This is a genomic window from Novibacillus thermophilus (genome assembly GCF_002005165.1).
GTDB lineage: Bacteria > Bacillota > Bacilli > Thermoactinomycetales > Novibacillaceae > Novibacillus > Novibacillus thermophilus.
On record NZ_CP019699.1, the window covers coordinates 2,637,208 to 2,661,118 of the forward strand.

Consider the following 23,911-nt stretch of genomic DNA (forward strand, 5'->3'; position numbering starts at 1 on the left):
TGTACAGCGATGAATATTTTTTTTGACGAATCCGTCATTTTGTTAGATCTAGAAGCAGATACAGCAGAAGAAGTGTTAACCGTCATGGCCAACCATCTGGTAGATAAGGGGCTCGTAAAAGACAGTTTTGTTCACGCCATGATTGAACGTGAAGCACAATTTGCCACTGGTTTACCGACCGAGGGCATCTCTGTTGCGATTCCTCATACAGATATTGAACACGTGAACCAAAAAACGATCAGCGTTGCCGTTTTAAAAGAACCTGTGGATTTTGGAGTGATGGGAGAGGCTGAAGCCAAAACGCCGGTTAAACTCGTCTTCATGCTTGCAATGGACCAGGCTCATTCACAGTTGTCCATACTGCAGCGATTGATGCAAGTTTTTCAAGATAAAGAAACGCTGCACTATCTCACCCACGAGAAAAATAAAACACAAATAAAAAACGTACTAGCTGAAAAGCTGAAAATTGCGTTGAAGGGAGGTGAATGAAATGGGGAAGAAAAAAGTTCTGATCGCATGTGGAGCGGGCATTGCCACATCCACAGTCGTCAGTAACGCAGTTGAAGAAATGATTAAAGAACACAATATAAACGCTGACGTACACCAAATTAAAATTGCTGAAATCGGGGCCCATGTGGATACCGCTGACGTATTAATCACCACGACCATCGTACAGAACGACTATCCTTTTCCCGTTATCAATGCAAGGTCCTTTTTAACGGGAATCGGATTGGAGGAGACGAAACAAGAAATTCTTAAAGCGCTGAAAGACTGATAATGTTCAAGAGACAAGAACGTGATCTCGGTTTTCCGCCGTTGGCTGGAGAATCGAGATTACGATCACAAATGGACGGGGAGGAAAAGAGCGATGCAAAGAGTCGTCGATTTTATGCAATCGTTTTTAGATCTGGGCGCGACGGTCATATTGCCCGTTGTCATCTTTTTACTCGGGGTTCTCTTCGGGCAAAAAATCGGGAAGGCCTTTCGATCAGGCATTATTATCGGCGTTGCGTTTGTCGGGATATTCATGGTCGTCGATTTACTCGTCAATAATTTGGGACCGGCAGCCCAAGGTATGGTCGAACGGTTAGGTGTTGACTTAAATGTGATTGACATCGGATGGCCGGCTGCCTCATCCATTTCGTGGGCTTCTTCCATCGCAGCCTTTATAATTCCCCTCGGGTTAGTGGTCAATGTGATCATGTTGCTGACGAAGACGACGAGAACGATGAATGTGGATATTTGGAACTTTTGGCATTACACGTTTATGGGCGCCATGGTATACGTCATTTCTGGCAGCTTGATACAGGGCTTGATTGCAGCAGTATTGTTCCAGATCGTCTGTCTTAAGGTCGCCGACTGGACGGCGCCGTTGTTGGAGAAGTACTTCGATTTGCCGGGGGTGTCAGTAGCGACTGGCAGTACTATTTCGTACGCCCCGATCGGGATTCCGTTAGTGAAGCTGGTCCAAAAAATTCCAGTCGTCAAAAATTGGAATGCCGATCCTGACACGATTCAGAAAAGGTTTGGCTTTTTCGGGGAATCCATGTTTATCGGCCTCGTACTCGGAGTGGTGATCGGACTTTTAGCGGGATATTCAACCGGTGAGGTCATCGAAATCGGTATGGCGATGGCGGCCGTGATGGTGTTGATGCCGCGCATGGTCAAACTTCTAATGGAAGGTTTAATGCCGATATCAGAATCGGCGCGTGAATTTTTATCCAAGCGGTTTGGCAATAGCAAAATTTATATTGGACTGGATGCGGCGGTTGCCATCGGACATCCAGCCGTGATCTCCACTGCCCTCATACTCGTCCCGATTACCGTTTTGCTGGCCGTCGTGTTACCTGGAAACTCGCTTTTGCCGTTTGGCGACTTAGCGACGATCCCATTTGTTGTCGCGTTCATTGTGGGAGCGGCCAGGGGGAACATCGTTCATTCCGTGATCGTCGGAACCGTTGTCATTGCCATGTCCCTCTACATGGCGACGGACGTTGCGGATGTGCACACCCAGATGGCAGTAGCCGCTGACTTCGATATGCCGGAAGGCGCGGCTAAAATTTCCAGTATCGACCAGGGTGGCAACTTAGTGAACTATGTGATCTACAAAATCTTTGCACTGTTTCACTAACCATTTCCTAGAAGGAAGGGCTTCATGTGAAGGCACTGGTTAAAACGGAACCGGGATTTGGCAATCTCGTCGTACAGGACCGTGAAGAACCGAAAGTCGGCAAAGATCAGGTGAAAATACGGGTCAAGTATGCCGGCATTTGCGGATCGGACATTCACACGTATGAAGGGCATTACAAAGTAAAGGCGCCTGTCACGTTGGGACACGAATTTTCCGGAGAGATTGTAGAGCTGGGAGACCATGTTTCTGAGTTTCAGGAAGGGGATCGTGTCACATCGGAGACAACCTTCTACATTTGTGGCAGATGTAAGTACTGTCAAACGGCAGACTACAATCTTTGTCCGCATCGGGAAGGTCTGGGTACGCAACGGGACGGGGGCTTTGCCAAATATTTGATTGCCCGGAAAGAAAGTGTGCACAAACTGCCGGAGAACGTCGACTTTAAATCAGCAGCGTTGACAGAACCGTTGGCATGTGCCCATCACGCTGTTTCCAAAGCGACGATACGTGAAAAAGATGTGGCCGTTGTTCTCGGTCCGGGACCGATCGGGTTGTTGACTGCGCAGGTGGCTAAAAGCCAGGGGGCTACCGTTGTGATCGCTGGTTTGTCCCACGATAAAATGCGTCTGGAGAAGGCGAAGGCGTTAGGCATTGACTGGGCCGTCAACATCCAGGAAGAGAACGTTGAGAAAGTCGTCGGCCGGTTGACGAACGGCTACGGTGCGGATTTAGTGTTTGAGTGCTCTGGTGCAGTAAAGGCTGTCAAAACGGGGCTAGAACTGTTACGTAAAAAAGGGCAGTACGTGCAAGTGGGGATATTTCCTACAGCGGACATTTCCGTCGATTTTGAAAAGGTGATTCAGAAAGAAATTCGTGTCGTGGGCAGCAGAAGTCAAAATCCCCGCGACTGGGAACCGTCACTCGCTTTAATGAATGACGGCACAGTGAATGCCAAAGCGTTAGTGACCCATGAATTTGAGATTACGCAATGGGAGAAGGCGTACGAAGTGATTAAGAGCGGTGAAGCGATTAAGGTGTTGCTGCGGCCAGTAGAATAGTCCATTGAATTTTGGGCTCCTCACTGCTTTTTTGCGAATCTGTGATTCAAAAGGAGGAGGCTCGATGATCGATTCGGTACTTGATTTTGCGTTAGGTCCTTTCAGATCGATCAGTGGCTTTTACTTTGAAAACCAAACGGTATTTAACGCAGTTGTAATCGGCGCTGTGCTGCTACAAATGGCGAGAAGAAAGAAGCGGGTTAGGTGAGATGATGAGGGCATTGAAGCTTTACGGAAAACAGGATTTACGCTTTGAAGAAGCTCCTGAACCGGTCATTGAGAGGGGCAGTGACGTCATTGTCAAGGTAAAGGCGGTTGGAGTTTGCGGTTCGGACATTTCCCGATACGCAAAGCTGGGACCGTATGTGTCCGGCACGATATTCGGCCATGAATTCTCCGGCGAAGTCGCAGAGGTGGGGGGAGAAGTCAAACATGTGAAGGTCGGTGATCGCGTAGCGGGTTGTCCGGCGATTTGCTGTGGTCAATGTGAAAGTTGCCAGAAGGGCGAGCCGGCCCGATGCGAAAGCCTCCATGTGATCGGTGCTTTTCACCCCGGTGCTTATGCCGAATACGTCAAGTTGCCGGCAGAAAATGTGATTCCCATTCCAGACAGTGTTGATTTTGATACGGCTGCGCTGGTCGAGCCATCGGCCGTTGTCGTACACGGATTTTATAAGACAAACATTCAACCGGGGGCGACCGTTGCGGTAGTCGGAAGTGGAAATATTGGCTTATTGGCTGTACAGTGGGCGAAAATCTTTGGAGCCCGTAAGGTCTTCGCCATTGATGTCGAAGGCGAGAGACTGAAGGTCGCGAGAGACGTCGGAGCCGATGAGTGGATCAACCCTCAAGAGAAAGCGGCCCACGAACAGATAATGGAGTTGACGGACGGTCGGGGCGTTGACCTCGCCGTCGAGTCGGCGGGGTCTCCCCTTACATCGGCCCAAGTGTTTGCACTGCCCCGCAAGGGAGGGGAAGTGCTGTTTTTAGGTATCCCGTACGCCGACGTTTCCATCGAGCGCTTTTATTTTGAGCGAATCGTCCGCAACGAATTGACGGTGTTAGGGTCGTGGAATGCCGTGTCTGCTCCTTTTCCGGGAAGGGAGTGGAGCACATCTATTCACTACATGAGTAGAGGGCACATTCGTGTAAACCCCCTTGTTTCACACCGATTGCCTTTACAGGAAGGGCCACATACGTTTGACGACATAGTCAACGGTAAGGGTTCTTACAGAAAAGTCCTCTTCTACCCCGAAGCAAAATGATCGGCCCGTCTGACTGAGAAAAGAGGGGGCCCCCCTCTTTTCTGTCGCTTATTTAAAGTCGTGATCGACGTAACGTTCTTGGTTGAGTTCGCTGATGATGTTAATGGCCACTTTTGCACCGTCACCCGCTGTGATGATCGTGTGCATACTCACATCTGCAACGGTTCCGGCTCCCCAAATTCCTTTAATGGATGTTTCCCCTTTGTCGTCTAAGTCGAGGACCTTTTTGATCCGCGGCTCTGAACCAGGCTTGGTCGCAACGCCGATTTTTTCAGCTAAATCGACGGTTACCCCGGTAGCTAGGATGACGTACTTTGCTTCGTACGTACCGTTTTCGGTTTCAAGGCTAAATCCGCTGTCCGTTTTGACAATATTCGTCACTTCTTCCTGCTTTAGCTCCGCACCGAACTGTGTCGCTTGTTCTTGTCCGACGCGGATTAAGTCGGGGCCGTCGATATCTTTCACACCGTAGTGGTTTTGGATCCAGGCCCGTTTTGTCACGCTTTTGCCGTGGTCAAACATGATCGTTTTTTTCCCGGCTTTCGCTGCGAAAAGACCGGCGCTCGCTCCGGCTGGTCCAGCTCCAACGATGGCAATATCGTACCTCACTCGCTACACCTCTATTTGTCATTTTGGTCTCTCAAATGTCATTATAGAACGTCAACAAGTAAACTGCAAAACGAAAGTCCAAAAAGAGTATCAACCCATCAACGCTTTTCGTCCAGGTGAAAGGTTTTCAGTTTACGTTCTTGTAGGTGTATAATGGGATGAGAGCAAGCCTCGAACAGGTGTAAAAATGACATGAAGGGGAGGGGATCCGATGGGGACGCATTACGATGTGATCGTAATCGGCGCCGGTTCGATGGGGATGTCTTCCGGTTACTACCTTGCGAAAAAAGGGGTTAAGACGTTACTGGTCGACGCTTTTGACCCTCCGCATACGAATGGGAGTCACCACGGCGATACGCGCATTATTCGGCATGCTTATGGAGAGGGGAGAAAATACGTCCCTCTAGCTCTGAGAGCTCAGGAGCTGTGGGACGAATTGCAGAAAGAAACGAACCTCCCCATTTTCAAACAAACCGGCGTGTTGGGGTTTGGCCCCTCAGATTCAGCGTTTATCAAAGAAGCGATCGCAAGTGGGAGACAGTACGCATTGCCCCTGGAGCTCTTAAAGGCGGAAGAAGTAAGCAAACGCTGGCCCGGGGTCCGACTGCCTGAAGGTTTTCACGCGTGTTTTGAGCCAACTTCCGGGGTTTTGTTTAGTGAAAATTGTGTCAAGGCGTTTCGTCAACTTGCCCAGGAACACGGGGCGGCACTGTCCGTTCACACACTTGTCGAAGACATTGCCGTTAACCGTAATTTCGTTCAGATCGAGACAAGTAAAGGTGCCTATACTGCAGAGAAACTTATTGTCACTGCGGGAGCGTGGAACGGCCAAATCTTGTCCAAACTGAAACTCAATCTCTCTCTCCAACCAAAACGGCAAACGGTTGGATGGTTTGCATGCGACGAATCGCTGTACAATGACAGCGTCTTTCCGGCGTTTTTCGCCGATACCGGAACCGCCCAATATTACGGTTTTCCCAGTTTTAACGGCAGCGGATTGAAACTGGGGCGACACGATTACGGCCAGGTGACAGACCCCGACCAGATCAACCGCCAGTTCGGCATATATCCAGAGGACGAGGGGCATATCCGTCGCTTCTTAGAGGTCTATATGCCGCAAGCGGCAGGGACTTTAAAGCGGGGACGCGTATGCATGTACACCAAGACGCCGGATGACCATTTCATCGTAGACGTGCACCCGGCATACGACCATGTGGTGATGGCGGCCGGATTTTCCGGTCACGGTTTTAAGTTTTCGAGTGTGATCGGAGAAGTCCTCAGCCAGCTGGCTGTGGATGGAAAAACAGAACATGACATCTCAATCTTTTCAGTGACGCGTCCGGCTCTGAAATAGGCCGAATAACCACAAAATTAGGTGGGTTCCATGTCCAATTTGTGTGCGAGAGGGGGAATTTTTCATGGCGAAAGTTGAAGTGGTCAAAGGGGATATAACAAAAATCGAAGTGGATGCGGTCGTCAACGCGGCAAATGAACAGCTTGCCGGGGGTGGCGGTGTAGACGGCGCCATACACCGAGCAGGGGGTCCCGCGATTATGGCTGAATGCCGAAAAATTGGTCGATGTCCTACTGGAGAGTCTGTCATCACGACAGCCGGTCATCTTCCGGCCAAAAACGTGATCCACACGGTCGGCCCTGTATGGAGAGGCGGCAAACAGGGAGAGCGAGAGCTACTCACCAGCTGCTATCACAAATCGTTACAGCTCGCCCTCGAACACGAATTGTACACGATCGCATTTCCGAATATTAGTACTGGCGTGTACGGGTACCCGAAACGAGAAGCAGCTGACGTCGCCATTCAGGCTGTAAACCATTTTGTAGAACGAAATGAACGGATCAAAAAAGTGTTGTTCGTCTGTTTTGACGATGAGAATTATCAGATATACAAAGAAAAACTTGAGAATATGACGAGTGAATAAAGAGAGGACCCTACAACTGAATGAGTGGTCTCTGCAATTCTGCAGAGGGTTTTTGTGTGGGCATGATGAAGTGGAAGTGTAACAAAAGCCGTTCGCTGGATTGAGAAAGTGTGCCATCGCGTATGTTGAACGGCTGGTAAGTTGGTAAGAATGGGTTACATTTACATTGAAATACGGTAAAATTTAAATAGAATAAGAGGGTTGGAGGAGGAGTATGATTGGACGTCACGCCATTTCAAAGCGCACGCGCTGATAGGGTCACTGACGGTTTTTGTCTCAGGTTGAATGAGAAACATGGAGCGTTCCTCGCCCATGGAAGCTTTTTTGGACTGGAAGGACTTGTACGGATCGGTTACGCTTGTGTTACAGAAGTGTTCAGGAATGGGTTGAACGTGTTGTCCGACAATTTGAGAGAACTGGAGGAAAGAAGCAATGCCTGCGCCTACATATCCAATTGAGAAAGTGAGAAATATGTTTCCTGCTTTAAAGCGAACCGTGAACGAACTTCCAGTCGCATACTTTGACGGCCCGGGCGGATCTCAAGTGGCAGGACCCGTGATACGGGCTGTATCTGAATACATGCAAAAAGGTGTCGCTAATCTGGGCGGTACATATGTGACAAGTCGCGAAACGAGGCAAATTGTCGAGAGGGCAAGAGCGTCGTCAGCGGCATTGCTCGGTTCGGATTGTGAAAACATTGCATTTGGGGCCAACATGACCACCTTGGCGTTCCGGATCGCCCGCGCTTTGTCCCGTGAATGGAGAGAAGGAAAAGGGAACATCGTCGTGACCGAACTGGACCATCACGCCAATGTCGATCCCTGGAAGACAGCAGCAGAAGAAAAGGGATTGGACGTCCGGACGATCCAATTGAATCCAGATACGTTGACCCTTGACGACGGCAAGGTAGACGAAGTTATCGATGAACAGACAGAACTCGTCGCCATCGGTCTTGCGTCCAATGTGGTCGGGACGATCAACGACGTCTGCCGAGTGGTTCAAAGAGCGAAGGAAGTCGATGCCCTTGCCGTCATCGACGGCGTTCACGCCGTGCCACACTTTTTGGTAGATTTTAAACAGCTCGAGGCAGATATTTTGTTTTGCTCTGCCTACAAGTTTTTTGGACCGCACGTCGGAATCGTCGCCGTTAAACGCGACTTATTGGAACGCTTAAAAATGTATAAATTGAAACCGCACCCGGGGGGTGTACCGGAAAAGTTGGAAACGGGGACGATTAACTTTGAAGGGCTCGTCGGTGTGACAGAGGCTGTGCACTTCATAGCTGGATTTGGCACGGGACAGTCTTTGAGGGAACGCATCGCAGACGGTTATAAGAACATCGAGACGCATGAAAAGGCGCTTGCCGATAGATTGCGGGCAGGCCTCGCCGACATTGAGGGCGTGACACTGTATCAGGCACCGGACCCGATACCGAAAACACCAACCGTCGCTTTTCGTGTAACGGGCGTTCATCCAGTTGAGGTTTGTCACCGAATGGCAGAGCAGGCGATCCACATCGAAAGCGGAAACTTTTATGCCATGACTCTCATTGACAGGCTCGGCTTTTCTGAAAGTGGTGGATTAATCCGCGCCGGGCTTGCACCATACAACACGGAGGAAGAGATTGACCGGTTGATTGACAGTGTTTGTTCCCTTTCACACAATTCAAGCGTTGAAAAGATAAAGTAAGGGGTGTTCGAAAAGCGAACACCCCTTAAACACGCCTATTACATATTTTTTAACAATTTTTGGGCGATTTCGTACAGGTCTTCCGGATTGACGCCCGGGGCATAAGATTCGGGCTGCTCTTCCATCTCCAAAACCGGGCCGCCTTCGGGGAGAGAATCCGAGACGACTAATTCTTTTCCGTCATCTGGATGTGTTCCGTTCCAGATTGCCTTCACATCTTTGTAGTCATCGAGGCTAAAGCGGTACAACGTGCGGTGCATGCCTTTTTCTTCAAACTTTCTCGCTTCTGGGAACTTGTTGTTGTCGATGTCAGGGATCGGCAACATTTTTTTAATTTCGACGCCTGTCAATGTTTCAAGGGCTTTGGCGTAGGCAAGGGCGTGTGTACCGCCTCGTACCAAAAGATAGCCAACCATTTCCCGGGCAACCGGGTTGTCCGTCATTTGATATACGCGCATTTTCTGAGTGCGGGCACCGACTTCCAAGAAGAAGTTGTGCAACAGGTCCAACACGAGGTTTCCGCTGTTAAACACGTAATCGCCTTGCCACGGTTGCCCCATCGAGTTTCCAACGAGGGTGGCTTGTCCAGTCGCAATAAAGTGATGGGTGTTTCGAGCGTCTTTAGCCGCTTTAAACGGGGTTTCGTGTGGCGGTTTGTTCGGTGCAGCTTTTTCCAACAGAGCGTTGACAGTCGCGGAAACGAGCTCTATATGTCCTAACTCTTCAGCAGAGATATTGGCAATCAGGTCGTAGTAGGGCTTCAGCTTTTTCTTTTCCCTGAAATTAAAGGATTGATACATGTAGTTCATCAGGGTGCTCATTTCACCGAAACGGCCTCCGAGCAACTCTTGAACTGCCGATGCGGCATTAGGATCTCCCTCCTTCGGTTTCGGCAGTTCAATCTGCAGCTTGTCCACGCGCAGGAACATACGATGCATCCCTCCATGAATAATTGTTTGAGACAACCCTATTATGACTGATAATTAGAATCATGTCAACACGATAACCGTTATAAAAAACTAAAAATTACAATAAAACGCTTTTATAAGTTTACAATTACAAAGGCATTGGGAACGACGCGAGTGAAATTTTTGAACCCGTAAAGGCCTATCGTCATAAAATGTCGGGAGACCGGGTTCATGTCGGCGATCGTGCTTCACTATCTCACGACTCGGCAACGAAATTTTCATCTTCAAAGGAGTCCCTACGATGCAAAAACTGTTGATTTTAGCATTGGCCGGTTTTGTGGCGCAATTAGTTGACGGTTCTCTCGGCATGGCTTACGGTGTGACCTCGACATCACTGCTTCTCCTTTTGGGTATTGCTCCAGCCGTCGCTTCGGCTTCTGTTCATATGGCCGAGGTGGTGACAACAGCTGCGTCAGGCATCTCCCACATGCGTTTCGGAAATGTGGATAGGATATTGGTGAGACGATTGATCTTGCCGGGATCGGCAGGTGCTTTTATCGGGGCGTGTTTTCTCAGCAGTTTGCCTGGCGACGTCATTAAACCGTACATCGCAATATTTCTGTTTCTGCTGGGGATTTATGTCATGTGGCGATTTCTTTTTAACAGAAGACATGCTGTCCATCAACCGAACACGTCCCCAAAATTTCTCTTCCCTTTAGGGTTGTCGGCCGGTTTCCTGGACGCAACGGGGGGAGGGGGATGGGGGCCGCTATCCACGCCAATCTTAATGAGCCGCCACGGAATGGAGACGCGGAAAGTGATCGGTTCGGTGGATACAAGTGAGTTTTTTATTGCGGTTTCCGCGACACTGGGGTTCCTCATTTCCCTCGGTTGGTCAAATGTCAGCTGGACGTGGGTCGTCGCCCTGATGATCGGCGGCATTGTTGCCGCTCCGATTGCCGCGTGGCTCGTGAGGGTGATTCCCTCTCATTTGCTCGGGGTGACAGTGGGGGGCATGATCATCTTCACAAACACCCAAACGTTACTGACGGGTTTTTCATTCATTCCGTCAACGTGGCATACTGTTATTTATGTCTTTGTCGTTTTATGTTGGGGCGGCGCCATCGGTTTGGCTGTCTACCGGTACCGTAAAGGCTACTATCAGGAATCGTCATCTCACCGATGAAAGCGACACTTATGTTATCGAGATTTTGGGGTGCCTATCCACTCTTGTCGGAGCATGCTGTACAAATTGTGATCCACGTATCGGTCGTACAACCATTCCGTTTCGCGACAGACCCCTTCCAGGGTAAAGCCGAGGCGTTCTGGGATGGCGCAGCTGGCCCGGTTTTGGACGGCACAGCGAATTTCGATGCGGTGGAGCGTCAATTCGTTAAAAGCATAGTCCGTTAACGCCTTGACGGCTTTCGTCATGAGGCCTTGTCCGCGGTATTTTTCCCCAAGCCAATATCCGAGACTCGTGCGGCGGTTGTACCAGTCGAAAAAGTGGTACCCGATGGACCCGACCAGCTCGCCACAGTGCCAAATGCCGCACTGGAAGCCGTTATTCTCCGCATACTGCTGAAGACCGGAGCGAATAAATTGAAGTGTGTGTTCGACAGTGTGCGTGCGGTCGACCCAAGGGAGCCACTGCCTTAGCGAGGCTCGGTTGGCGTTTGTCAATTCAAACAGCGCGTGAGCATGTTTCTCCTGCAAAAGACGCAATTCCGTTTTTGAATCAATCGGATAATGAAACACGGGCTGTCTCATCCTTTCAACACTGTACAAGGCGCACACAAAAGCTGTTGGCGGTATTATATCCCCTTGAATGAACAAAATCACGTCCTTTAATTTTAAGACTAAATACTTCGTTTTCAAAATGGAAGGGGGGTTGGCGTACAAACCCCTCTGATGAGCTTAAGAAAGACGATTGGCAAGTCGAGGACAGCCAGTCCTCCCACCAAACGCTGTTAAGTTTCGCTTTAGACATCCCCACGCCTTTCCAATCAAAACGCGATCCCCAACCGTTTTCATCTTCGCGAACGCACTTTCCAAACCAATAGAGGAAAGCTCCCTTAGCCTTGCGCGTTCAGGGAACTAGTCAGTTCGTACTCAGGATCAAACGGGTACACGTTTTGTTGTGCATACATTGTCAAAACCATTTGTTGCACAACATGTATATTCAGGTTAAAATAAATTTAAAACCTGTATATACAGGTAGAACGGAGGTAAAGGGATGAACGATGGATCGAGAGTGTCTGATGAAAAAATCGTGTATGCTCCGATGAGCGGGGAGATTCAACCGCTTCATGAGGTTCCGGATCAGACGTTTTCCCAGAAGTTGGTGGGTGACGGTCTTGCGATTGAACCGAGGGAAGGTAAAGTGGTAGCCCCATTTGACGGCAAAGTGCTTTTTGTCCCTGATACGAAACACGCCATCGGACTGCGCAGCGATGCCGGTGTTGAGATTTTAATCCACATCGGTTTGGAAACGGTGTCCTTGGACGGAGAAGGGTTTGAAGTCCATGTCCAGAAGGGGGACCGGGTCAAGACGGGAGATCTTTTGGTATCATTCGATTTGGACTTTATTAAGGAACACGCTGCCAGCGTTGTGACGCCGGTGGTGATTACGAAAGAGAGTGGGCTCGGACATGTGGAATTGACGTCTGATACGAAAGCAGTCGCTGGCGAAACTATTTTGATGGGTGTACGAGATAACAGGCAGAGTGACGGAAACATAAACACCACTTTGAAGTATCGCGACGAAGCCAAACGAATTGTAGAGGCTGTTGGCGGCGCTGAAAATATACAGGCTGCTACGCATTGTGTGACGAGGTTAAGGTTTGCTCTTTTAGATGAAGGAAAAGTGAACCAACAAAAATTAGACGGTGTTGAGATTGTAAAAGGTTCGTTTTCAGCCAACGGTCAGTTTCAAGTGGTGATTGGACAGGGAACCGTTGACAAAGTTTATGCGGCAGTCGTTCGTGAAGCAGGGATCGAAGAGACGACGAAAGAAGAAGTGAAAGCGGCATCCACTTCGAGGCAAAACCCGTTACAGCGGGCGGTGAAGGTTCTGGCCGACATATTTATTCCCATTCTTCCAGCGATCGTGACTGCCGGGTTATTGATGGGAATTAACAACATTCTGACAAATCCGGGTATTTTCTATGAAGGACAATCATTTATTGATGTGCACCAACATTGGGCCGGACTTGCCGATATGATCAACATCATCGCCAACACTGCTTTTACATTTTTGCCCGCCCTGATAGGGTGGTCTGCCGTGAAGCGTTTCGAGGGGAGTCCGCTGTTAGGTGTCGTACTCGGTTTGGTTTTGGTGCATCCTGATCTGTTGAACGCCTGGTCGTACGGTGATGCTTTGAGAGAGGGAACGATCCCCACGTGGGACATATTCGGGTTGGAAATCGAGAAGATCGGCTATCAAGGTCAAGTGCTGCCTGTCCTGTTTGCGTCCTGGGTTTTGGCTAAAATAGAAATTTTTCTTAAACAACGGGTCCTCGACGCGTTGCAATTGTTGGTCGTGGCCCCTGTCGCTTTATTAGTGACCGGGTTCTTAACTTTTATCGTGGTTGGACCTGTCACGTTTGCCGTCGGAAACTGGATTACCGACGGGCTTGTAACGGTGTTTGACAATTTCGCAGTTTTAGGTGGTCTCATCTATGGTGCTATTTATGCGCCGCTTGTCGTTACCGGAATGCACCACACCTTTCTGGCTGTAGATTTACAACTCATCGGCAACACGGGGTCAACATTCCTGTGGCCGATCTTGGCCCTGTCGAATATAGCCCAAGGTTCAGCCGCGCTGGCGATGATGTTTGCCTCTAAGAACGAGAAGTTAAGGGGACTTTCTTTGACATCCTGGGTTTCTGCCTGGCTGGGTATTACGGAACCCGCTATGTTCGGGGTGAACTTGCGTTTTAAATATCCATTCATAGCGGCCATCACCGGCTCGGCTATTGCCGGTGCTCTCATCACAGTGCTGCACGTGAGGGCGGCCTCGATCGGGGTAGGTGGTGTACCGGGCATTCTGTCCATCATACCGGATGGGTGGCTCGCATTTGTCATGGGGATGGCCATCGTGATCGTCATTCCATTCGTCTTGACGTTCGCACTTGGCGTGCGCAATAGAGATCAACTTAAATAAGACAAACGATTGACAGCGGGACAGGCGAGGTGGAAGCAATGAATGAAGCATGGTGGAAAAAAGCCGTCGTTTATCAAATATATCCGAAAAGCTTTAAGGATACGACAGGAAGCGGTACAGGGGATATTCAAGGAATTATTGAAAAGCTGGACTATCTCGCATTGCTCGGGGTAGACGTGATTTGGTTGACTCCGATCTACGAGTCGCCTCAGAAAGACAACGGTTATGATATCAGGAATTATTATGCCATTGATGAAAGATATGGAACGATGGAGGACTTTGAAAAGCTGCTCGAAGAAATACACAGGAGGGGCATGAAGCTGATCGTGGACATCGTCGTCAACCATACATCGACGGAGCACGAATGGTTTAAGCGAGCATCTGCCTCGAAAGACAGTCCGTATCGACATTACTATATTTGGAAAGACGGGAAAGACGGCAAGGAGCCGAACAACTGGAAATCGAAGTTCGGCGGCTCCGCTTGGGAGTATGACGACAAGACGGGACAGTACTATTTGCATTTATTTGATAAGGGACAAGCCGATTTGAACTGGGAAAACGCAAAGCTTCGCAAGGAACTTTACGACATGATGCGATTTTGGGCCAAAAAGGGAATTGACGGGTTTCGCCTCGACGTCATCAATTTGATTTCAAAAGATCAACATTTTCCACATGACCCTGCAGGAGACGGCAAAGTGTTTTATACGGACGGCCCGCGCATCCACGAGTTTTTGCGCGAAATGAACCAGGAGGTTTTTACGCCTTACAACTTGGTGACGGTAGGCGAAATGTCTTCGACAACCTTGAAAAACGGCGCGTTGTACACACGGCCGGACCGGCACGAATTGGACATGATCTTCAACTTTCACCATTTAAAAGTCGACTATCCCAAAGGTGAAAAATGGACGAAAGCTCCTTTTGATTTTCTTGAGTTGAAAAGGACGATGTCTGAATGGCAAACGGGCATGTACAAAGAAAATGGGTGGAGTGCGCTGTTTTGGTGCAACCACGACCAGCCAAGGGCTGTTTCGAGATTTGGCGACGACGGACACTATCGTGAAACATCAGCCAAAATGCTCGCGACGACACTTCATATGATGAGGGGGACCCCGTTCATTTTTCAAGGGGAAGAGATTGGGATGACGAACCCATACTTCAAAAACATTGCGGATTACCGAGATGTCGAGACGTTAAACGCGTATGAGGCGTTAAAGGCCCAGGGAGTGCCGGAACAGGAGATCCTGGACATATTGCAACAAAAGTCACGCGATAACGGCCGAACGCCGATGCAGTGGAATGACAGCCACTGTGCTGGATTTACGACTGGAACGCCGTGGATTCCGGTAAGTGAAAACTACAAAACGGTCAACGTCGAAGAGCAGACAAGCAGAAAAGATTCAGTGTTTTATCATTACAAGCGGTTAATCGAATTACGAAAAAAGTATGATATTATAACGTATGGAGACTACCAATTGCTGCTAGCTGATCATCCACGTGTATTTGTTTATACTCGTAATTGGAAAAACGAGACGCTTCTCGTCGTCAGCAATTTTTATGCAGAAGAGGTAACGGTCGAACTGGATCTGGAAGAAGTAGAGATCCTCATTTCCAATTATCTAGATTCCCAAATATCGCTGAACAAGCTGAAGTTAAGACCTTATGAATCTGTCGTGTACTATAAAAAGTAGCGGGGATCTACAATGCAAAAGAAATATCTGTCCATTTATCGGGATTTAGCCAATAAAATCCAAGATAACCGATGGAAAAAAGGTGACATGCTCCCGTCGGAACATGAATTGGCTGACAAGTACGACACTTCGAGGGAGACGATTCGAAAAGCGCTGAACTTGTTAGTTCAGGATGGGTATATTCAGAAAATACGCGGTAAAGGTTCCGTCATTCTCGACGTTGACAAATGGGATTTGCCGGTATCAGGGATTGTCAGTTTCAAGGAGCTGGCAACTAAATTGAAGTTGGATGCGCACACTGCCGTCCATGAGCTTTCCATTGTAAAAGCAGACGAAACATTGCGGGCAAAATTGAGCACAGATGTTGGAGAACTTGTTTGGAAGGTCATACGAGTCCGTGAGATATCAGGAGAAAAGGTGATTTTGGACAAAGATTTTTTAAAGCAGAAGCATGTCCCAGTTTTGACGAAGGATATATGTGAAAACTCTATTTATGATTACTTGGAAAATGAATTGGGATTGACGATCAGTTTTGCCCGCAAAGAAATTGTGGTTGAAGACCCTACAGAAGAGGACGACACCTTGTTGGACTTAAACGGTTTTTCCAATGTGGTGGTGATTAAGAGCAAGGTCTACCTGAGTGATGCCAGCTTGTTTCAGTATACAGAATCCAGGCACCGCCCGGACAAATTCCGGTTTGTTGAATTTGCCAGAAGAGGACATTAGACACGGCCGAAAGTGACGACAGAGCACTTTTTTTCGCATTTAATGTCGCAATATTCTGTCCATTGTGAGGGGAACATCCCGGACAAATCTGTACAGTTTCACGCACTATTTTGTATAATACAGGTAAACATATGTCCAGTGATAAACGTCCGCGATATGTCATTTCTAGAACAGTATTTGAGGAGTGAGGCTCTGGATTAGCCAGTAAAGCGAATAAACGCGATGAAACGAGACGGCGGGTAAAGTCTGTTGCAAAGCTGTCAATTGATAGTATGCCGCGAAAAATGCGACGTGACATAAGACCTCGCGCTTTTAACAGTTCTAGATGTGTGACGAATCACCTGACCGTCAGGTGAATATTTGGGAGGGGATTTTTCTTTGGAAGACCCGTTACTTATTGGGTTTTACCTTTTGATGGTCGTTTTTCTCGTGCTGTTAAACGGTTTCTTCGTCGCATCCGAATTTGCCATCGTCAAAGTCAGGAGTACACGGATTGCTGAACTCGAGCGACAAGGGAATAAGCGGGCGAAAGTGGCGGGAAAGATTGTCAAGCAGCTAGACGCATATCTCTCAGCCAACCAGCTGGGAATTACACTCGCTTCCCTTGGACTCGGTTGGATCGGAGAACCTGCTGTCGCAAGGCTGATCCAACCGGTGTTAGAACCGTACCTTCCTGCAACAGCCGTTCATTTCATCGCTTTTGTGATCGCGTTCTCGATTATCACCTTTTTGCACATCGTGCTCGGAGAACTGGCCCCAAAATCGTTGGCCATCCGCAAAGCTGAACCGACGACGCTCTGGGTGGCGGCACCGCTGCACTTTTTTTACAAAGTGTTTTACCCGGCGATCTATGTGCTTAACGCGACGGCGAACACTATTTTGAAATGGGTAGGCATTCCGCCCGTAAACGAAGAAGAAGGGTCAGGACACACAGATGAAGAAATCCGCATGATTATGGTCCAGAGTCACCGCAGTGGGATGATTGACCATAAGGAGTTAGAGTTGTTGGACAACGTCTTTGACTTTTCCGAGCGCATGGCGCGGGAAGTCATTGTGCCGCGAATCGACATGGTGTGTCTGTACAGGGACGATTCGTTCGAGGACAGTTACAAGGTCATCAAAGAAAACAAACACACACGCTATCCCTTGTGCGGTGTGGATAAAGATGACATTCTCGGGGTTGTTCACATTCACGACATTTACGAGCAGATGGTGGAAGGGAAGACGCCGGATTTGATGAAATTGGCCAGGCCGATTCTGACGATCCCTGAAACGATGGAGATTAAAGACGTCCTGACGTCAATGCAAAAGAACCGCATGGAGATGGCGATCGTCCTGGACGAATACGGTGGAACGTCGGGTATCATTACGATCGAAGATATTGTCGAGGAGCTGGTGGGCGAAATTCAAGGAGAGTTTGACGACGAGCTCCCCTTGTTTCAAAAGGTAGATGACGGTATTTCCATCGACGCCAGGTTGTTGATAGAAGAGGTAAACGAATACTTCAATATTAACATCGAAGATCGAGACAACGACACGATTGGGGGATGGCTTTTTTCACAATTGCAAGAGTTGCCGCGGGTTGGACAGCAGGCCAGGTGGAATGATTACGTATTTACGGTGTTGGAGACAGACAACAAGAGCATTTCACGCATCATCGTTCGAAAAGAAGAGCTCGAAAGAAATGACGGCGACATGACAAAAGCCATGTAAAACCCGGCTGATTTCAACCGGGTTGAATGTGTTTTGCGGGCACCATGTTTTTACAAGAAATAAGCGCATATGAGACCGGCGGCCATTAACATTCCGAACAACGTGTTCGTTTGGGCTGTCTCCTTCATCGCCGGCATCATTTGCATGGGGGTCGTTTTACCGACAAACAGTTTGGAAGCTTTTACGGCTTTCGGTGCACTTAACAGGACGAGCAACAGCCACGGAGAGACGGTGCCGGTTGCGACCAGACCAACGACCCAAAGGTACGACATGGTAAACATGCCGGCTAAAAGCGTGACAGCCCGATCGTGGCCCAGCAAAATGGCCAGCGTCCGCCGGCCGTGGGCTTGGTCGCCTTCTCTGTCGCGAATGTTGTTGGACAGCATAATACAGCCGATGAGGATGGCGACCGGGACGGAGATGAGGACGCTTGCGGTCGTGACGGTTCCCGTCTGAATGTAAAAGGCGATCAAAATAAGTCCGATTCCCATGAGTGTTCCCGATGTCAACTCTCCGAGGGGGGTGTAAGCGATCGGATACGGCCCGCCGGTGTACAGATAACCGACGGCCATGCAGCACGTGCCGATCACAGCGACCCACCAACTGCTGTTTAAGCAAATGTAGACCCCTAACGGGACGGCTGCCGCAAAAAAGGCAATGGCCAAGGACAGAATGACCTTCGGATGGATGCCGTAGTGAACGGTTGCCCCTCCTATGCCGACCGACTCTTCCGTATCCAGCCCGCGCTTGTAGTCGTAATACTCATTAAACAAGTTCGTCGCAGCTTGAATGATGAGGGCCGCCAGGAGCATTGCCAGAAAGAGCGGGACGTGGATGTCGCCAAAGGGGAGGGCGAGGGCTGTTCCGATGAGGACAGGTGTAAATGAAGCGGTTAACGTGTGCGGCCGCATCTGTTTCCACCACAGTTGCCAGTTCGTCTTAGGATGGGTCATCTTTCCGATTTCTCCGTTGCGTTTAATGCGGTCTTCCATGGGGCTCTCCCTCTGTCTTGTAACGTATTTTGGGAACGAAACGTCAGTTTTCAGTTTATGAGAACCGGTAATACGTGTCAATACGCGGGTTGGAAATGCCGCTCTTGTTGACAGTGAAAGACGGTCAGTTGTATGCTTATCCATGAAACGGTGTGAGATCGATGTCAGACGGGATTACGCGGGAAGGGGATAAAGGGTGGTAATCGCGAAAGAACGAGAAACAGAAGATGTGTTTGAAAAAAAGCATCAAACGCTCGTCAGCACTGTAACACAACTTGCGCCGATCGATCCTTTTTCTTTTTTCGCGGCCGGTGCAAAACATTACAGAGGCAAGCGGTTTTACTGGTCGGATCCAGGGCAGGAGAAAGTGTTTGTCGGTCTCGGAATAGCACACGAGATTGTGGCGCACGGGGACGATCGTTTTGCAAAGGTTGAAGAAGAGCGAAAAAAACTGTTGAACATGATCGAGACGGAGACGGACTTAGCCATTCAAGGAACAGGGCCGCTGTTATTCGGCGGTTTTTCATTTGACTCACAGGCGGCGAAGACAGCGCTTTGGCGTTCGTTTCCGGATGCTTCGTTTGTCGTGCCTGTATTTCTTTTGACTGTGACCAGACAAGGGTGTTGGTTAACCGTGAACCGTCTGGTTCAGGCCGGAGATCATTCGATACAAGAAAAGTGGCTGGAGAAAGAGCGAGAGAGTTTGTTGCGGAATGCCCGTGCCGTTGTGTTGTCGGACGGGAGTGCGCAGAGTGAAAACGTTCGTTACGCGACGACAGATGTGGAACCTGAAGCGTGGAAGCGGGCAGTGGCGGAAGCGGTCGATCAAATTCGGAACGGTGAAGTCGACAAAGTGGCGTTGGCACGGGAAATTCGCGTACACGCCACGGAGCGGATTGACGTCGTCCGCACGCTGAAACGTTTGTGCAAACAGCAAAAGGAAAGTTACGTGTTTGCCATTGAGCGGGGAACGGACTGTTTCTTAGGCGCTTCTCCGGAACAGTTGGTAAAACGAGACGGGAACAAACTGCATGCGACCTGTTTAGCTAGTTCCATCGGCAGAGGAAAAACGGCGGAAGAAGATGAGCGCTTAGGCCAACGGCTGCTCAGCGACGAAAAGTTTATCGTTGAGCATCAGTTTGTGGTGGATATGATAAAATCGGCCATGGAGGCGGAGTGCGAAGATGTGAGCGTCCCAAACGAGCCGTCTCTGTTTAAAACGGCGTACATCCAACACTTGTACACCCCGGTGACGGGTACCGCGCGGCGAGGGACGTCCCTTTTGTCCATGGTGGAAAAGTTACATCCCACCCCTGCCCTCGGCGGCTATCCCCAAGACGTTGCCGTTCGTAAGATCAGAGAGATGGAAAAGCTCGATCGCGGCTGGTACGCCTCTCCGCTAGGGTGGATGGATCGCCATGGAAACGGTGAGTTTATCGGCGCCATTCGCTCCGGCATCGTCCGCGGAAATGAAGTGTCGCTGTTTGTCGGAAACGGCATTGTGGCTGATTCGGACCCGGAGAGCGAGTATGAAGAGACGAAGTTAAAGCCGAAGCCGATGTTGACAGCCCTCGGAGGCAAAAGGTCATGACAGCGCAAGAAGCGATTACCTCGTATGTGGGCGCGTTTGTAGATGAACTGGCCAGGGCGGGTGTGAAGCACGTCGTGATCAGTCCTGGTTCTCGCTCTACACCGATGGCCATGCTGATGGCCTCACATCCCGAATGGCGTGCATGGGTACTTGTCGACGAACGGTCGGCAGCTTTTTTTGCTCTCGGGATGGCGAAAGCCCGCCGCGAACCGGTAGCGCTGTTGTGTACGTCAGGGACGGCGGCCGCCAATTACTTTCCGGCTGTCGTGGAAGCTTGTCACGCGCGGGTGCCGCTCATCGTTTTGACTGCCGATCGCCCCCACGAACTGAGGGATGTGGGAGCTCCCCAAGCGATTGACCAAATCGGGTTGTACGGCTCATACGTGAAGTGGTTCGTCGAGATGGCGCTGCCGGAAAACTCTCCTTCGATGCTACAGTACGTGCGGACGGTGGCGGGGCGTGCGGCGGCAGTAGCCCTTGACTCCCCCAGCGGGCCAGTTCATCTGAACTTCCCTTTTCGCGAGCCGTTCATCCCCTCATTAGACAAGCCAAAAGTGGACGCAGCCGCCCGGGAAGGGGAGCGTCCGTATGTGCAAGTGAAACGGGGAACGCGTCGCCTCGGGCAACCGGAGGTTGCGAGGTTAGCCAGGATTTTACGGCGTGCCGAGCGGGGGCTCATCGTGTGTGGTCCGATGGACGACGACTGTTTCCCGCAGGCTGTTGTCCGTTTGGCCCAACGGATCCAATTCCCCGTCCTCGCCGATCCGCTGTCCCAATTGCGGAGCGGGACACACGACAAAACGTTGGTGATCGATGGATACGACTCTTTTTTACGCCATCCTGGCGTGGCTGCGCGTCTACAACCGGATGTCGTGATTCGTTTTGGCGCAATGCCGGTATCCAAAGCGTTTTTCCTGTATATGCAAGAGCACACCAAATGCCGCTATGTGGTGGTCGACGACAGTGAAGGGTGGCGGGAGCCGACGCTGCTCGCGTCGGATGTCATCTATGCCGACCCTGTTCACTTGTGCGAAGAGCTGGTGAAAAAGTGGAACGAATGCGAGTACGCTTCACGGAATACGTGGACGGACGAGTGGATTGAGCTCAACCGAATCACGCAAGAAGAGATTTTGAGACAAGTTTCTTCCAGCGGGCTGTTTGAAGGGCGTGTGTTTCCGGAGCTTGTGGACTGTCTTCCCGATCAGGCCTTGCTCTTTGCCGGAAATAGTATGCCGGTCCGCGATATGGACACATTTTTCATGAACAACCGTAAAAACGTGCGGACAATGGGAAACCGGGGGGCGAGCGGGATCGACGGTGTCGTCTCCACTGCTCTCGGCGCTGGCGTTGACGGACCTCCCCTCGTGCTCGTCATCGGCGACTTGTCGTTTTACCACGACTTAAACGGTTTGTTGGCGGCAAAGCTTTACCAGTTGAACGCGACTGTTGTTGTTCTCAACAACGATGGAGGCGGCATTTTCTCGTTCTTGCCCCAGGCCGAACACCGAAAACATTTTGAAATGCTGTTCGGAACGCCGGTCGGACTGGATTTTCGCCATGCGGTGGACATGTACGGCGGGACATTCAGGCGCGTGAACGATTGGGAAGCATTTCGCGCAGAAGTGAAAACAAGCCTTTCGAAAAGCGGGCTGACGGTTATCGAGGTGCCGACTGACCGTGAGGAGAATGCAGCCAAGCACCGCGCCATCTGGCAGGCGGTGTCCCACAAGATCAGGGCGTGGCAGGAGGAGGGGGGCTCATGCGCATCCCGGTAAACGGTGTGAAGTGGAATGTGACAGTGACAGGGAGTGGAAGTCCGCTGCTGCTGTTACACGGGTTCACTGGGGCCGGGTCCAACTGGGAACCGTTTGTTCCGTCGTGGCGTGATGCGTTCAGGCTTTTGATAGTCGACATCATTGGCCACGGCTTGTCCGACAGTCCTGAAGACCCTGCCAGATATGCGATGGAGCGGGCAGCGGCTGACCTCGCGGGTATTCTCGATCACGTTGGCATTGCCAAAACGGATGTGCTGGGATATTCCATGGGCGGCCGCTTGGCGCTAATGTTCGCCGTGCGCTATCCAGAGCGAGTCGGCCGTTTGATTTTGGAGAGCAGCTCGCCGGGCCTCGCCGATCCAGGCGACCGGCAGGCGCGTGTTCAACGGGATGAACAGTTAGCGGAGCAGATTGAACGGGAGGGGATTCAAAAGTTTGTTCACTATTGGGAAAACATCCCGCTGTTTGCCTCACAGCGCTCACTCCCTCCTTCCGTTCGGGAACGCATGCGCTTGCAGCGTTTGCGGAACAATGCCGTGGGCCTCGCCAACAGTTTGCGGGGCATGGGAACGGGCGCGCAGCCGCCGCTGTGGCGAGAGCTGGAGGAGCTGTCTGTACCTTCTTTGCTTATTTGCGGGGAAAAAGACCGCAAGTTTTGCCGCATTGGAGAAAAAATGCACGCCCGACTGCCTCGTTCAGAATTCCGGATTGTCGCGGGAGCCGGGCACACTGTCCATGTCGAACAGCCGGCCGTTTTTGGTACAATAGTGAGGGATTACCTTAAAGGTACATAAGGGGGAAAGATTTGATGAAGATTGAGTGGAAAAAGGAGCGGGAATACGACGACATATTGTACGAGACATTTGACGGAATTGCCAAGATTACGATCAATCGCCCCGAAGTGCGCAACGCCTTCAGACCAAAGACAGTCCAGGAAATGATCGACGCTTTCACTGCGGCGCGGGATGATGCCGACATCGGCGTCATTATTTTAGCCGGTGCAGGTGACAAAGCGTTCTGTTCTGGGGGGGACCAAAAAGTGCGCGGTCACGGCGGGTATGTGGGGGAGGACCAGATCCCGCGGCTCAACGTGTTGGATCTGCAACGCCTCATCCGCGTTATCCCCAAGCCGGTGATCGCCATGGTATCCGGTTACGCCATCGGCGGAGGGCACGTGCTGCACGTCGTGTGCGACTTGACGATTGCTGCCGACAACGCCGTATTCGGCCAAACAGGGCCGAAAGTGGGCAGTTTCGACGCCGGATACGGGGCAGGCTATTTGGCGCGCATCGTCGGGCACAAAAAAGCGCGGGAAATTTGGTATCTGTGTCGGCAGTATTCGGCGGAAGAAGCGGAGAAGATGGGACTCGTGAACAAAGTCGTTCCGCTGGACAAGCTGGAAGAAGAGACGGTGCAGTGGGCCCAGGAAATACTGGAAAAATCGTCGACGGCCATTCGCTTCCTGAAGGCGTCGTTCAACGCCGACACCGATGGCCTGGCCGGTTTGCAGCAGTTGGGTGGAGACGCGACGCTGCTGTTCTACACGACGGACGAAGCGAAAGAAGGGCGCGACGCCTTTAAAGAGAAGCGAAAGCCGGACTTCAAAAAATTCCCTCGTTTTCCGTAAGACGCGTCTCCAGGGCTGGTCATGGCAGTTGTCCTCT

The 23,911-nt window shown here is 50.5% G+C and carries 22 protein-coding genes; 18 read left to right on the top strand and 4 right to left on the bottom strand.

Going from position 1 to position 23,911, the window contains the following annotated elements; all coding sequences use genetic code 11:
* The first annotated feature begins 9 nt into the window (after positions 1-9).
* The 6 genes from B0W44_RS12730 (at position 10) to B0W44_RS12750 (ending at position 4,454) form a co-directional block, all read left to right on the top strand.
* Positions 10-489, top strand: a complete 480-nt coding sequence (locus tag B0W44_RS12730) for a PTS sugar transporter subunit IIA (RefSeq protein WP_077720362.1) — start codon at positions 10-12, stop codon at positions 487-489.
* A gap of 1 nt (position 490) precedes the next feature.
* Positions 491-775: a PTS sugar transporter subunit IIB gene (locus B0W44_RS12735; RefSeq protein ID WP_077720363.1), complete on the top strand. Its 285-nt coding sequence runs from the start codon at positions 491-493 to the stop codon at positions 773-775.
* A 93-nt stretch (positions 776-868) separates the two neighbouring features.
* Positions 869-2,131, top strand: a complete 1,263-nt coding sequence (locus B0W44_RS12740) for a PTS galactitol transporter subunit IIC (RefSeq protein ID WP_077720364.1) — start codon at positions 869-871, stop codon at positions 2,129-2,131.
* A gap of 26 nt (positions 2,132-2,157) precedes the next feature.
* Positions 2,158-3,189, top strand: a complete 1,032-nt coding sequence (locus B0W44_RS12745) for a zinc-binding dehydrogenase (RefSeq protein WP_077720365.1) — start codon at positions 2,158-2,160, stop codon at positions 3,187-3,189.
* A gap of 64 nt (positions 3,190-3,253) precedes the next feature.
* Positions 3,254-3,397, top strand: a complete 144-nt coding sequence (locus B0W44_RS18210; protein ID WP_169835565.1) for a hypothetical protein — start codon at positions 3,254-3,256, stop codon at positions 3,395-3,397.
* A 4-nt stretch (positions 3,398-3,401) separates the two neighbouring features.
* On the top strand, positions 3,402-4,454 hold the full coding sequence (locus B0W44_RS12750) for a galactitol-1-phosphate 5-dehydrogenase (RefSeq protein ID WP_077721387.1): 1,053 nt from the start codon (positions 3,402-3,404) through the stop codon (positions 4,452-4,454).
* A gap of 48 nt (positions 4,455-4,502) precedes the next feature.
* Here B0W44_RS12750 and B0W44_RS12755 read toward each other — a convergent pair whose 3' ends face one another.
* Entirely contained in the window at positions 4,503-5,063 is a 561-nt protein-coding gene (locus B0W44_RS12755; protein ID WP_077720366.1) for an FAD-dependent oxidoreductase, read from the bottom strand.
* A gap of 211 nt (positions 5,064-5,274) precedes the next feature.
* On the opposite strand from B0W44_RS12755, the gene solA reads away from it, so the two are divergent.
* From solA to B0W44_RS12775, 3 genes are all read left to right on the top strand, one after another.
* Positions 5,275-6,417: an N-methyl-L-tryptophan oxidase gene (gene solA / locus B0W44_RS12760; protein ID WP_077720367.1), complete on the top strand. Its 1,143-nt coding sequence runs from the start codon at positions 5,275-5,277 to the stop codon at positions 6,415-6,417.
* 64 nt (positions 6,418-6,481) lie between these two features.
* Positions 6,482-7,000 (top strand): O-acetyl-ADP-ribose deacetylase, encoded by a 519-nt coding sequence (locus tag B0W44_RS12765; protein ID WP_077720368.1) that lies wholly within the window; start codon positions 6,482-6,484, stop codon positions 6,998-7,000.
* Positions 7,001-7,432: 432 nt separating this feature from the next.
* Positions 7,433-8,689, top strand: coding sequence for a cysteine desulfurase-like protein (locus B0W44_RS12775; protein WP_077720370.1), 1,257 nt, complete (start codon positions 7,433-7,435; stop codon positions 8,687-8,689).
* Between the two features lie 38 nt (positions 8,690-8,727).
* Here B0W44_RS12775 and B0W44_RS12780 read toward each other — a convergent pair whose 3' ends face one another.
* On the bottom strand, positions 8,728-9,618 hold the full coding sequence (locus B0W44_RS12780) for a manganese catalase family protein (RefSeq protein WP_077720371.1): 891 nt from the start codon (positions 9,616-9,618) through the stop codon (positions 8,728-8,730).
* A 280-nt stretch (positions 9,619-9,898) separates the two neighbouring features.
* Here B0W44_RS12780 and B0W44_RS12785 point away from each other — a divergent pair, with 280 nt between their 5' ends.
* On the top strand, positions 9,899-10,783 hold the full coding sequence (locus B0W44_RS12785; protein WP_077720372.1) for a sulfite exporter TauE/SafE family protein: 885 nt from the start codon (positions 9,899-9,901) through the stop codon (positions 10,781-10,783).
* 14 nt (positions 10,784-10,797) lie between these two features.
* Here the strand turns inward: B0W44_RS12785 and B0W44_RS12790 are convergent, their stop codons facing one another.
* A complete protein-coding gene (locus B0W44_RS12790) occupies positions 10,798-11,355 on the bottom strand; it encodes a GNAT family N-acetyltransferase (RefSeq protein WP_077721388.1) in 558 nt (185 codons plus the stop codon).
* A gap of 478 nt (positions 11,356-11,833) precedes the next feature.
* Between B0W44_RS12790 and treP the strand changes: the two genes are divergently transcribed.
* The 4 genes from treP (at position 11,834) to B0W44_RS12810 (ending at position 17,889) form a co-directional block, all read left to right on the top strand.
* Positions 11,834-13,762 (top strand): PTS system trehalose-specific EIIBC component, encoded by a 1,929-nt coding sequence (treP, locus tag B0W44_RS12795; protein WP_077720373.1) that lies wholly within the window; start codon positions 11,834-11,836, stop codon positions 13,760-13,762.
* 38 nt (positions 13,763-13,800) lie between these two features.
* Entirely contained in the window at positions 13,801-15,450 is a 1,650-nt protein-coding gene (treC, locus tag B0W44_RS12800; protein ID WP_077720374.1) for an alpha,alpha-phosphotrehalase, read from the top strand.
* Positions 15,451-15,462: 12 nt separating this feature from the next.
* On the top strand, positions 15,463-16,176 hold the full coding sequence (treR, locus tag B0W44_RS12805; RefSeq protein WP_077720375.1) for a trehalose operon repressor: 714 nt from the start codon (positions 15,463-15,465) through the stop codon (positions 16,174-16,176).
* Between the two features lie 378 nt (positions 16,177-16,554).
* On the top strand, positions 16,555-17,889 hold the full coding sequence (locus B0W44_RS12810; protein WP_228441120.1) for a hemolysin family protein: 1,335 nt from the start codon (positions 16,555-16,557) through the stop codon (positions 17,887-17,889).
* Positions 17,890-17,939: 50 nt separating this feature from the next.
* Here B0W44_RS12810 and B0W44_RS12815 read toward each other — a convergent pair whose 3' ends face one another.
* Entirely contained in the window at positions 17,940-18,881 is a 942-nt protein-coding gene (locus B0W44_RS12815; protein WP_077720376.1) for a 1,4-dihydroxy-2-naphthoate polyprenyltransferase, read from the bottom strand.
* A gap of 196 nt (positions 18,882-19,077) precedes the next feature.
* Here B0W44_RS12815 and B0W44_RS12820 point away from each other — a divergent pair, with 196 nt between their 5' ends.
* The 4 genes from B0W44_RS12820 to menB are packed head-to-tail and all read left to right on the top strand — an operon-like array spanning position 19,078 to position 23,874.
* The gene (locus B0W44_RS12820; RefSeq protein ID WP_077720377.1) at positions 19,078-20,472 is read left to right on the top strand and encodes an isochorismate synthase; all 1,395 of its coding nucleotides are present in this window, start codon (positions 19,078-19,080) and stop codon (positions 20,470-20,472) included.
* Positions 20,469-22,247: a 2-succinyl-5-enolpyruvyl-6-hydroxy-3-cyclohexene-1-carboxylic-acid synthase gene (gene menD, locus B0W44_RS12825; RefSeq protein WP_077720378.1), complete on the top strand. Its 1,779-nt coding sequence runs from the start codon at positions 20,469-20,471 to the stop codon at positions 22,245-22,247. The genes B0W44_RS12820 and menD overlap by 4 nt, the downstream gene beginning before the upstream one ends.
* On the top strand, positions 22,232-23,041 hold the full coding sequence (gene menH / locus B0W44_RS12830) for a 2-succinyl-6-hydroxy-2,4-cyclohexadiene-1-carboxylate synthase (protein WP_077720379.1): 810 nt from the start codon (positions 22,232-22,234) through the stop codon (positions 23,039-23,041). The genes menD and menH overlap by 16 nt, the downstream gene beginning before the upstream one ends.
* Before the next feature lie 14 nt (positions 23,042-23,055).
* Entirely contained in the window at positions 23,056-23,874 is an 819-nt protein-coding gene (menB, locus tag B0W44_RS12835; protein ID WP_077720380.1) for a 1,4-dihydroxy-2-naphthoyl-CoA synthase, read from the top strand.
* Positions 23,875-23,911: the final 37 nt, after the last annotated feature.